The organism is Candidatus Omnitrophota bacterium, from assembly GCA_030688425.1.
GTDB lineage: Bacteria > Omnitrophota > Gorgyraeia > Zapsychrales > JANLHA01 > JAUYIB01.
This window is the reverse complement of sequence record JAUYIB010000030.1, coordinates 35,873-47,800: the sequence shown is the minus strand read 5'-3', so window position 1 is coordinate 47,800 and position 11,928 is coordinate 35,873. Positions and strand designations below refer to the sequence as shown.

Below are 11,928 nucleotides of genomic sequence, written 5' to 3'. Positions count from 1 at the left end.
TCCCTTTCATCAATGTTTATGGGTGCAGGTCGGATGCTTGATCCAAAGAATAGGAAAGGCGATATCACTGGCGCAACAGGGGATCATCACAGCCGCAACCGTGATCATGAAGACCCAGCCGATCTGATGAACCCAGTCATGAAGGCCGAAAGAGACCAAATAAACAATGGAGGCGGCGCTGCTGACAAAAATATGGGCCGCGTGTGTGTAGGCCGTAGAGCTCTCGATGGACTCCGCGATCACCAGCCCCGCCACCATGCCCGTTACGGCAAAGGGGATAACGATCGACGGGGTGTCGATCACGCAGACATGGAGATCCATCTTGACCCCCAGCAGCAGACCGCCAACATAGGGGATCAGGATGTCGCTCAGCGTGCAGATGACGAGAGATCCGAGGATCCCGACCACAAGAGCTTTCCACCAGGTCTTTTCGTTCTTCCAGAAGATCGCCGTTGAGGTCACGGAACTCAAAAGGACGTGGGCCGGATGAAAAACATGAAAGAGGTCTTCATAGGCTTCGGGCTCGATGTGCGGCTTACCCAGGATGGTAGCGACAAACGAAAAGAATCCGATGAGGATCAGGGCTGCAGTTACGCCGAACACGGAATACGGCAAATGATGGGCCAGCTCTATGACCAAATATTGCAACTTATTGTCAGCTTTCATCCCTTTCTCCTTTGATGTTGACGTTCGCATTTTTCGCAAAGCCCTTCGACTTTCAGCTCGGCCTCTTCCCCGGCCTTCAGGTATTTTTTCTGAATCCGGCCCAGAACGGCGTTGATCTCATGGTCTAACAAGCACTTCATTCTGCCGCAATCCCGGCAATAAAAGTGCACATGCCGGGGATTATGCTTCTCGCAGGCAACTTCATAAAGGACGGCGCCGCGCAGCGTGGGGATGCGTCGCAGGATTTCCTTTTTGGCCAAATAATCGAGCGTCCGATAAAGGGTGACCTTGTCGAAGGAGTGTTCCCGGCGCAGGAGGGACAGGATATCCACCGGAGAAAGGGCGCCGGAAGATTTTGTCAGGACGTCCAGGACAAGGGTCCGGTTGCGGCTGGCCTTGTCCCCGCATCGCTGCAGCAATTCTCTCGGAAGGCAGGTATTCTTCACGAGGGGCAGTATAGCATACTGCAACAGTGTTGCAACAAAAAACCTGCGGGCGGACCGGGGGACGATTACCGGAGGACGATGTCGAGGAGGTCGTGCTTGCTGATCACGCCGACCAGTTCTTTCCTGTCAAAAACAGGAAGGGTATGAACTTTTTTCTCGTGCATGACCGTGAGGACCTTGAGGATCTTGTCGGTGGCCTTAACCGAGATGACGCTGCGGCTGGCCACCTTCCCCACACTCGTGTCGGACACTTTCTTCAAATTCTCGGCCAGGTTGCCTTTTCGGGAAAACGCCTCGTCCAGGAGGCCAAGCATGTCTGTGGTCGTAAAGATGCCCACCAGGCGGTTCTGGTTGTTCTTGCCGACCACCAGCACGCCGTTGATCCGGTAACGCAGCAACAGATGCGCGACCATCCCCACTCGCACGTTCTCTTTGATCTTGATAGGATGGTCCGTCATGATGTTCTCGACGGGAGTGTTGAGGATATGTGTCATCGGGGCACCCTTCCTATTCCTTGACCAGGGCCTTGATCTCGTTAAGGGCGTTCAGCGCCGCCTCCCGCCCGCTCTTGAGCAGGTCGTCCACCCTGTAAAGCTCAAACCACTTCACGCTCTCGAGATTGGGGTGGATCACCACGTTGGCGGCCTGGGCGCTTCGGATCGCGGTTTCGTATTCCGTGGCCTGGAGGGTCCGGACGATGATGTCCGCGATGTTCGGGGTAAAGATCTTGGCAAGCCCTTTCTGGAAACGGTGGCTGAGGAATTCTCCGGGCGATTGCAAAAAACGGACCCGGTCATTCCTCTGGAGCAACTGCTGCTCCAGCTCATAACCTTTGATGACATGCGCCGGCGACTGCAGCACGTTGACGGCGATGATCCGGTTGATCCCCATCTGCACGAGGACATTCGTGGGCAGGGGGTTCAAAACACCCCCGTCAATGATCACCCGTCCGTCCTCCTGGACCGGCGGGATGACACCCGGGATCGCGATGCTCTTGCGGACAGCGTCGATGATCTTTCCCGATTCGATCACCAGCTCCTGCCGCTGGGCCAGATCGTAAGCCACGATCTTGAGCGGGACCCGGGTGTCAAAAAACGTCCTGTCGCCCAGGGTCTTTTTCAGCCAGCGCGCGATCGCGCCGCCGCCGACCAGTCCCCGGATGGGAAGGATCGGATGATGGAGTTTCCACATCCGCCACCCGGGTTCAAATTCTCTCGCCAGAGCTTCCAGCTCATCCGCGCTTTTCCCAATCGCCCAGAAGCTTCCCAAAAGGGCCCCCATACTGCTGCCCACCACGATGTCGATCGGGATCTTTTCCTCCTCCAGGACCTTCAGGACTCCGACGTGGGCCACGCCCAATGCCGCGCCTCCTCCCAGAACGAGCCCCACCAGCACCCCGCCGATCCGCCTCGCCACGCGCCGCACGGCCTGGGCGTATTCCGTGTCGGAAGACGGCAGCAGGATCGAGAGCCCCTTGGCGGCGACACGTTCCGTCAAAAACGAAGATTCCAGCGTCGGCAGTTTGATGAAAACCGGGTAATCCAGCTCCTGGTTAATGTCTGTCCCGGACAAGGGGTCGCTTTGCTGAAGGCCGCTGGTGATGACCTGGATCTTCAGGTGTTGAAAATTCTCCCGGAGCCGCTCTTCGAGTTTATAAATGACCTGCCGGGTCGTTTTCAAATGCTCATAACTCACCGGCGTGACCAATTGGACGATGTCGCTCTGCGTCAGGGTCTTGATCACGATCTCATCCATGTGCGACGGGAGATCGACCACGACAAAACGGTAGTTGTTCACCAGCGCGGTCACAAAATCGCTGATCTGGTGGACGATGGCGGTATCTGCCGGATGGATCGAGACGTGCATCAGGTCCAGGCCGTTGTCTTCCCGGCCCACGCTCTGGATGATGCGCTCATAATCGCCGATGATATCGCGCAGCTTCACCGGGGCGGATATCCACTGCGGCGCGGCCTCGGGGGCCGTCCCTTCGCCCGCCGCCTCTCTCTCCGCCTCGGACGAGATGTGCACCAGGATGACTTTGCGTTTGGTTTCCCTGTGCAGGCTGAACGCGAGGTTCGCCGCGTACGTTGAGCACCCCGAGCCCTTGACCGGGCTGTAGATCGAAATGATCTTGCTCTCAAACGGCGCCTTGTCCTGAACGGTCTGGTTATGGATCCGGCGGGACAGGCTCTGGCTCAGCTCCACGCCGAGCTGGGGGATGGATTTGAGGATGAGCAGAAAATCGCTTTTGACGATCTTCAGCAAGACCGAATCATTGACGACTTCGTATGTTGACGAATGGCTCTCGGAGGTCAGCAGGGAGATGATGCCGAAATGCATCCCGCGGCGGATGAAATCCACGTCCCGCTTCTCACCATCGGCGCCTGTCTTGTAGGCGAGCACGCGCCCGGAGATCAGACAGTAAAAAGCGTCCGGGGGGTCGCCCTGCCGGCGGATGATCTCGCCTTTTTTGAAATCGACAAGCCGGGACTTGCGGGCGATCCGCTGAAGCTCCATCCATCCCAGCTTCTCAAAAACAGGGATCTTCTTCAGGATGGCGTACCGGTTGAATATGGAAGAAATTTTGGGCATTTAATGAGCACATGACTTGCGGAAGGCCCGCAAAGCGGGACGACGCAAGTCATACGTGCGAACCCGTTCGACTTCTCTCAGGGTGGTTTGGCCCAGAAGGGCCAAACCATTAACCCCGGCCGATTTGCCCCGCGCAGCGGTTGGGGCAGCCGGGGTCGTTTAGACGATAATATCATTCTCCAGCCACACATAATCCCCGGCCAGAAGTTTCCGGGCGTTGCCCGCGTGAAGCCGGTCATGGTTCGACTGGTTGTCGTGGAAGGCTGCCTCGATCCTTGTTCGGGCGTCCCGGCAAAAGGCATCGGCCAGGTCCACGGCGTTCGCCTGCCCCTTCTGGGCCAGGGAATCCGCGTAGGAACAGCAGGCCGCCATCACCAGCAGGTCTGTCCCGATGTCAACAATGCGGTTCAGGACGCCCTGTTTGGCCTCCAGCTTCTGCTGATACTTGGCCATTTTGTGAAACGTGTGCCGGGCCAGGCGCTTGCTCGCCCTCTGGACATAGGCCATATGGCCTCTCAAAGGTTCCGGCAGAGCGCCGGGTTTTCCTGAGAGGAACGACGGCATCCACATCCGGGGATACCAAAACGCGTAATATTTCAACAGCGAAAGGGCCGTCGATATCTTGGCCCCCAGCGGCGTGCGCGGGCTCAACAGCGGCTTGGCCCGGCTCAGGTGCGGGTCAATCGCCTCGCGGGCGATGAACAGGTGCATGATCTCCGATGTGCCCTCGATGATCATGTTGATCCGGATGTCCCGCAAGACGCGCTCCACGGGCCAGCCGATCATCCCGCGGGCGCGCAGTGAATCCGAAGTTTCATATCCCTGACCGCCGCGGATCTGCAGGGTCTCATTGACGATCTTCCAGGCGTGTTCCGTGCAGAAATATTTGGCGATGGCCGCCTCCAGACGGATGTCTTTCTTTTTGTCATCCGCCATCGAGGACGTGAGCCAGCTGATCGCGTCCATGGCAAAGGTGTGGCTGGCGATGTATCCCAGCTTGAGGGCGACGGCCTCGTGGTCGCCGATCCGCGTGCCCCACTGCACCCTCTGCGCCGACCACTTGCGCGCCACGTGCAGACACCATTTGCCAACTCCGGTGGACGCGGCCGGAAGCGTCAGCCGCCCGGTGTTCAGGGTCATCAGCGCGAGCTTGAGCCCCTCGCCTTCGCCGAGGATGATGTTTTCCTTGGGGACTTTGACGTCGCGGAAACGCATCAGGCCGTTCTGGATGCCGTGCAGCCCCATGAACTGGCAGCGGTGGACGACCTCGACGCCGGGGGTGTTGGTCTCCACGATGAACGCGGTGATCTGTTTACGCTCTTTTCCGTGGACGATCTTCGGAGGGGTCACGGCCATGACAACGAGGACGCCGGCGATGAGGCCATTGGTGCACCACAATTTCTCGCCGTTTAAAACAAAATATTTCCCGTCCTCAACCGGTGTCGCCGTCGTCGTCATGTTGCGCGGGTCGGAGCCGGCTTCGGGTTCGGTGAGCGCGAAGGCGGACACCGTGCCATTGGCGAACATCGGGAGGTATTTTTTCTTCTGTTCATCGGTGCCGAAAAGTTTGAGCGGCTGGGGCACGCCGATGCTCTGGTGCGCGGACAACAGCACGGCTGTGGAGCCGCAATAACTGGCCACCAGATGGATGGCCCGGTTGTAATTGACCTGGCCCAATCCGAGGCCGCCATACTCTTTGGGGATTTTGATGGCAAAGGCGCCGATCTCCCCGAGGGCCTTGACGACCTCATCCGGAATGATGCAGGTGCGGTCGACCTCATCCGGGTTGAGTTTTTCGCGCAGGACCTTCTCTAATTTGGCGATAAAAACATCGCCTTCTTTTTTGTCTTCAAGAGATTGCTGGGGAAACGGCAGGATCAGGTCCCAGTCCGGGAGCCCGTGGAAAAGCCTGAGGGCGAAACTGGGGTATTTCCACTCGCTCTCGCGAGCGTCTTCGGCGAATTCGAGAGACTTCCTCTTCTCCTCCGAGATACTTTTGTCGAACATGCTCATATGGAATCTCCTCTCCGGGATGAATGGAAATCCCTGGACTAAAGCCCAGGATCTCTGAACATGCCCCGTCTCCGTCCCGCAACTTCCGTGCGGGACTTCGCCGGGTTCATCCGTCTTCGGGACCCGATTGATGGGATCCGACGTAGCCGGAGACTTCTTTTTGACATTCTGTCTCCGGCGAAAACGGATGAGACGCCGAATTATTGTATCTTCTTAAAAGATAGAGGATTACATCACTCTTAACTTAAGTATAAAAGGGCCCTGGATAAAAATCAACAGCCGGGTTGGAATTTTGCAAAGACCCGGGGGGCCAAGAGTGCTCTAAGATGCTGGGGACAAATACTTTTCCGCAAGGGCCGGAACATCGGCCAGAGTGACACCGCTGTGCCAGACATTGTCCGGGTAAGCCATGACATTGCATCCCTGGCTGCAATATCCCAGGCACTTGGCCTGGGCCACCCGGATGCGCGGATGCAGTCCCCGCTCCTTAGCGATGCGGCGGAGTTCTGTAAAAATGGCCTCGCCCTGCTGGTCACCGCAACTGGGCTTTTCGCCCTTGCGGTCATTGGTGCAGACAAAAATCTGTTTTTCATAAGGATTTTTTTCAGACTTCATTTCTTTACCTCCTCAATAAAACGAGCGTTTCCAAATGCCTGGTCTTTGGAAAGAAGTCAAAAGGAATCACCCGGGACATTGTCCAGCCCCGAGCACAAAACCCCGCCAGGTCTCTCACCAAGGTCTCCGGATGGCAGGACAGATACAACAACCGGTTGAGCCCCGCTGATGAAGCCACGCATTCCAGAGCGGTTTCCGACAATCCGGCCCGCGGCGGATCGATCATGGCCGTGATCTTCTCCCCGGAGAGCGCGGCAAGGGCCGAAGGCAGGGCCTCCTCCACTCGGCCCTGGACGACCTCAAATCCGTCCATGTGGTGGAATCCCTTGTTGTGCTGGGCAAGGCGGACGGAATGAACGTCGCTCTCGATCAGGATGGTTTTCTTTACCGCCGGATGAAAAACAACGCCGAACAGCCCGACTCCCCCGTAGAGATCAAGCAACACGGTTTCATGATCCAGGACCGCCAAAGAACGGATATTGTCCATGAGCGCCGGCAGGATGGACAAATTGGCCTGGAAAAACGTGTCCAGCGAAAAATGGATCCGCCGGCCTTCCACCTCGGTCCAGAGATAATCCGCTTCCTCCAGCCGCAAGGATCTCCGCCCGACGCCGCCCCAGAGCACCCGCCCGTCATCGCCGGTGCGGACGACCAGATTGGCGTTGCGGTGTTTTTCCTTGAGTTTGCCGACGGCTTCCTCCTTGACGCGCGGGATCGAATCGGAAACAGCCGGCATAGAGATGGGGCAGGCCTGGATCGGCACCACGTTCGGTTTTCCTTCCGGCGTAAACCCGATAAAGATCTCCCCGCTTTTCGTGCGCAGAAGACGCAAGTCCACGCGGTGGCGGTAATGATATTCCTTCGGAGACGGGACGATGGGATCAAAGACCTCTTCCCCAACCCCCAAAGCGTCCCGAAACATCCTCCGCAAAGACATCTCCTTCATCACCAATTCCTCGGAGTAAGGGATGTCCTGGTGCTGGCAACCGCCGCACTGCCCGAAGACCGGGCACAGAGGCGCCGCGCGCAAGGGCACAGCGACCGTCGGCAAGGAATCATTCTGCTTCATAGGAGGTCACACCGCGGGGTGAGTCAAACGATGGGGATCTGCGACGCCGGCATCCGTCACCGGAACTGGAAGGTTTTCAAGATGGTATCGATCTCCGGCTTATAATTATCGAAATCTTTGACAGCCGCCATATAAGTGAGAAAAAAAACCCTCTGCCCGCCGACAACCGTCCACACCTGCAGGGTCTTAACGCTCAGCTCCTTCGTCCTCATTTCAAAAACAAGCCGGTGCGCCGGCAACCCTCCCAGGCGGGTTTTCTTGGATTCGAGGACCTTGACCATCCCCTTCCACATCGTGCTGGACATCCCGTCAACCACTTGTTTGGTAAATTTACTCAAGGTGGTCGTTTGCCCGAAGTAATCGTGGACCACGATATTGAAACTTTCCGAAAATGGGTCCATGGCGCTCTGCAGCGGGGCGTTGAGCAGGACAAGGGCCCCGCTGGAATGGTTGTCCTCACGCTTCCAATAAGCCGGATACGTAAAACTGATCCCGAACTGGGGATTGACATACTCTGCTTTCGGAAAGACCTTGATGGTATTGAGAAACGCCAGGACAATGAGCAGCGAGCCCACGATGATCCCCGTCCAGATCCAACGGAGCTGCCTCTTTTTTTTCTGGCGGATGTCTGTGACAGGGGGCTGTTGAACGGGCTGGCTCATCGATAGAATCCTTTTTGTTGGTCCTTGAGGTCAAGAAGATACCGGCAAGGCCTGAAACGGTCGGCCTGGAATTCTTTCTCGAATTGAGCAAGGGCATCGACCACATTCCCGATCCCCACCTGGTCCGCGTAACGCATCAATCCTCCCCGGAACGGAGGGAACCCCGTGCCCATGATCATGCCCACGTCCACCGCGGCCGGCTCGTCCACAACCTTGTCCTCCAGGCAACGTGCCGCCTCGTTGATCATGGTATACACCATCCGGTCCCGGCATTTCTGGTAATCCTGAATGGTCATCTGCCCGCGCATGGGCTTCCCCACCAGGCCGGGGATGTCCGGGTTGGGGACCGCATGTTTGGAATGGATATAAAAACCCTTCCCCGATTTCTTGCCGAGCAATTTCTTTTCAAAAACTTTCTCAAAAATACCGACGGGTTTGAACCTCTCCCCCAGTCCCGCCTCCAGAATGTGCAGGACCTTGACGCCGATGTCCGTCCCCACTTCGTCGGACAGCAGGAACGGCCCCATGGGCATGCCGAAATCCGTCATCATCTTGTCCACAACCGCGGCAGGGACCCCCTCTTCCAATAACCGTCCGGCTTCGTTGATATAGGCCAGCAGGATTCGGTTCACCAGGAACCCCGGGGCGTCCTGGACAAGGATGGGCGTCTTGCCCAGCCGTTTGGCCAACTGCAGGGCGCCGGCCGCGGTTGCCGGCGACGTATGCCTCGTCATAATGATCTCAACAAGCGGCATCCGGTGGACGGGATTGAAAAAATGGAATCCGATCACGCGGGACGGATCGCGCGCCGCCTCGGCCATGGCCGTCACGGACAGCGCGGACGTGTTGGTGCAAAAGATCGCCTGCGGGGGGATCAGCGCGCTGACTTGCTGGAACACCGCCTTCTTCACATCCAGGTTCTCGACAACCGCCTCGATCACGCAATCCGTTGTCCCCAGGCCCGAATATTCCGTTGTCGGAGAGATCCTCGCCATCCGGGCCGCGGCCTGGGCCCTGGAGAGACGGCGGCGTTTGACGGCCTGCCGGAACAATTTTGCCGCCGCCTGCAATCCCTTGGCCACTGCGTCATGGTTGATGTCTTTCAACCGGACCAGGATCCCGTTCTGGCTCAACAACTGCGCGATCCCTCCGCCCATGACCCCGGCGCCGAGCACCGAGCATCTTTTGATCTCCGGGGATGAAATCGTCTCTCCGCCGGGGATGGACAGCTTCTTGTATTTCTCGGACAGATAAAAAACATGAATGAGATTTTTGCAAACCGGCGTGACGGACAAGTCCCCGAACGCCTTGGCCTCAAGCCGCATGCCGCTGTCCCTGTTCATATACAGCGTCTTCTCAATGACGTCCAGGGCCTTCAGCGGCGACGGGTAAAAACCTTTTGACTGTTTGAGAACATTCTTCCGGGCTTCGCGGAAAACAATGGCATGGCCGACGACCGTGCGATCAAGAATTTTCTGCGGAAGTTTCAGTTTGCGGGGCCGAATATGGCTGCTGCGGCCGGCGTTGTCCGAGACCTCCCCGGCAAACGCGCGGACATGATTCTCCAATCCCTGTTGAGGGAACTGCCGGTCCAACAATCCGAATTTCAGGGCATCCTTGGCCGGGACCACCCGGCCGCCCAGGATGATGTTCAACCCTTGCGACAACCCCAGCAGCCGGGGCAGGCGGTACGTGCCGCCGAACCCGGGAAGGATCCCCAGATTCACTTCCGGCAGTCCGATCCGGATCTTTTCATTGAACGTCGCAACACGGTACCGGCAGGCCAAAACGAGCTCGCACCCTCCGCCCAGGGCCACCCCGTCGATCACCGCCACCGTCGGCACCCGCAGATCTTCCAGTTTATCCAGGATCTTCTGCCCGGACCGGGCCTTCAGCTCGCCTTCATGGGGCTCCGTGATCCCTTCGATCTCCTTGATATCGGCTCCGGCGATGAACACGTCTTTTTTCTTGCTCTCGATGATCACCGCTTTCAAGGCGGCGTCTTTGGCGATCTCGTCCAGAAGCGTGTCCAGCCGCTTCATGACGTCGGCCGTGAGAAGATTCACTTTGGAATCCGCGAGGTCGAAGGTGATAAACCCGAAATGCCCGTCTTTCCGGTAGAAAACGCTCATCGTTATTGGGCCTCCAGAACAGCGGCCGCGCCCTGTCCGCCGCCGACGCACAACGACACCACACCGGTTTGAAGGTTGTTCCGTTTCAAATGCTTCAGCATGGTCAGGAGCAACCGCGCCCCGCTGGAGCCGACCGGATGCCCCAGGGCGATCGCCCCGCCGTTGACGTTCAGGGTATCGCGGGGAATCGCGCCGGTGTATCCTTCATAACCGAAATCTTTGGCGAACTTATCGGACTCCAAAAGACGCAGACAGGACAGGACCTGAACGGCAAAGGCCTCGTTGATCTCGACCGACTGCATATCGTTCAGGCGCAATCCGGCCTTTTTCAAGGCCTTGGGGATGGCGTGCGCCGGGCCGATGCCCATGCGGTCGGGCTCCACACCCGCAAAGGCGAACGAACGCAGATACCCCAGAGGGTTCAGGTTCATCTCCTTCGCCCGGCTCTCCTTCATCACAAGCAAAGCCACAGCCCCATCGGTGATCTGACTGGAATTGCCGGCTGTCACCGTACCGGAATTCCGGTCAAAATAGGGCTTCAATTTCGCCAGGGCTTCCATGGTCTGGCTTTCACGCGGGCCGTTGTCATCGAGAACAGCGCCCTTGTAAGCCGGCGACGGGATCACCGGAACGATCTCTTCGCGCAAAACCGCTCTCGCCTTGACCGCCTTCTGATGGCTGGCCAGCGCGAACTCATCCTGGTCTTTGCGCGTGATGCCGAATTCCTTGGCCAAAACCTCGGCGGTCTGCCCCATGTTGAGCCCGCAGACCGGATCGGTCAACCCCATCTGCAAACCGATGCGCGGGGCCAAAAACGGCAAACGGACCTTGGACAGCACCCGCAGTTTCGGAAAAAGCGCTTTTTCGCGGGACAATTGGAACAAAATCTCCTGAAGGTCCTTGGTAAAAAAATACGGAATATTGCTCATGGACTCGGTGCCGCCGACCAGCAGGCAGGACGCTTCGCCGGTCTGGATCTTCAGGGCCGCGGTCGCGACCGATTCCAGGCCCGATGCGCAGTTGCGGTGCACGGTGTAAGCCGGAACATGCTTGGGGATCCCGGCCAGGAGGGCGATCACGCGGGCGATGTTGGCGGCATCCGGCGGCTGGCCGACGTTGCCGATGATGACTTCGTCAATGAGGCCCGGGTCCATCTCGGAACGCTCGATGAGCTCGCGGGCCGCGAGAGCGCCCAGTTCCTGGGCGCTCATAAAATTGAACGCCGTGCCCATTTTGCAAAAGGGCGTCCGGACTCCGTTGACAATCGCGATGCGTTCCATAGGATCTCCTTATCGGAAGAGGCGGAGCCAAATCTTAACGGCTCTTCAAAACCTCATACCCAAACCAGCCGTCCGCCAAAATCCAACCTTTAATCCCGGTGTCGGCGTAACGCTGATCCATGTCCGTATTGAACAAAAAAAATTTCACTTTCGCATGTGTGTCTCTGATCTTTCCCCAAAACGCCAGCCATTCCGCCCTTGAATAATTCCCCTTCCCGGCATCGCTGAAATAATGCGAAAAAGACAAGGTCTTCGTGTCTGACTCCCCCTTCAAGACCGTTTCGATACGGATGCTAACCTGGCCCCATCCCACGGCCCCCTGAGCTTCAGGGGTATCAACGTCCGTCACCTGCGCGATCACGACCAGGTGCGCGGTCTCGGTCAACTGTTCGTCCGTCGGCTGGACTGTCGCAAACGCCGGGATGGCAACGGACGACATCAAAAATACGGCAA

Annotated in this window: 11 protein-coding genes; all 11 read right to left on the bottom strand. The window is 57.8% G+C overall.

All coding sequences use genetic code 11. The annotated features are described in order from the left end of the window. Positions 1-9 precede the first annotated feature (9 nt). Positions 10-666 (bottom strand): hypothetical protein, encoded by a 657-nt coding sequence (locus tag Q8Q08_11545; protein MDP2654646.1) that lies wholly within the window; start codon positions 664-666, stop codon positions 10-12. Then, the gene (locus Q8Q08_11540) at positions 663-1,112 is read right to left on the bottom strand and encodes a transcriptional repressor (GenBank protein MDP2654645.1); all 450 of its coding nucleotides are present in this window, start codon (positions 1,110-1,112) and stop codon (positions 663-665) included. The genes Q8Q08_11545 and Q8Q08_11540 overlap by 4 nt, the downstream gene beginning before the upstream one ends. Positions 1,113-1,177: 65 nt before the next feature. Next, on the bottom strand, positions 1,178-1,606 hold the full coding sequence (locus Q8Q08_11535; protein ID MDP2654644.1) for a CBS domain-containing protein: 429 nt from the start codon (positions 1,604-1,606) through the stop codon (positions 1,178-1,180). A 13-nt stretch (positions 1,607-1,619) separates the two neighbouring features. Further along, positions 1,620-3,704 carry a patatin-like phospholipase family protein gene (locus Q8Q08_11530; protein MDP2654643.1) on the bottom strand — a complete coding sequence of 695 codons (2,085 nt, stop codon included), beginning with the start codon at positions 3,702-3,704 and terminating at the stop codon, positions 1,620-1,622. A gap of 159 nt (positions 3,705-3,863) precedes the next feature. Further along, entirely contained in the window at positions 3,864-5,717 is a 1,854-nt protein-coding gene (locus Q8Q08_11525) for an acyl-CoA dehydrogenase family protein (GenBank protein MDP2654642.1), read from the bottom strand. Positions 5,718-6,038: 321 nt separating this feature from the next. Then, positions 6,039-6,332, bottom strand: a complete 294-nt coding sequence (locus tag Q8Q08_11520) for a (2Fe-2S) ferredoxin domain-containing protein (protein ID MDP2654641.1) — start codon at positions 6,330-6,332, stop codon at positions 6,039-6,041. 4 nt (positions 6,333-6,336) lie between these two features. Next, positions 6,337-7,401, bottom strand: coding sequence for a hypothetical protein (locus Q8Q08_11515; protein MDP2654640.1), 1,065 nt, complete (start codon positions 7,399-7,401; stop codon positions 6,337-6,339). Between the two features lie 56 nt (positions 7,402-7,457). Beyond that, complete coding sequence (locus Q8Q08_11510) at positions 7,458-8,063, bottom strand: hypothetical protein (protein ID MDP2654639.1); 606 nt, start codon at positions 8,061-8,063, stop codon at positions 7,458-7,460. Continuing rightward, complete coding sequence (locus Q8Q08_11505) at positions 8,060-10,195, bottom strand: 3-hydroxyacyl-CoA dehydrogenase NAD-binding domain-containing protein (GenBank protein ID MDP2654638.1); 2,136 nt, start codon at positions 10,193-10,195, stop codon at positions 8,060-8,062. The genes Q8Q08_11510 and Q8Q08_11505 overlap by 4 nt, the downstream gene beginning before the upstream one ends. A gap of 2 nt (positions 10,196-10,197) precedes the next feature. Next, complete coding sequence (locus Q8Q08_11500; protein ID MDP2654637.1) at positions 10,198-11,475, bottom strand: thiolase family protein; 1,278 nt, start codon at positions 11,473-11,475, stop codon at positions 10,198-10,200. A 34-nt stretch (positions 11,476-11,509) separates the two neighbouring features. Beyond that, positions 11,510-11,914 carry a hypothetical protein gene (locus Q8Q08_11495; GenBank protein ID MDP2654636.1) on the bottom strand — a complete coding sequence of 135 codons (405 nt, stop codon included), beginning with the start codon at positions 11,912-11,914 and terminating at the stop codon, positions 11,510-11,512. Between the last annotated feature and the right edge of the window lie 14 nt (positions 11,915-11,928).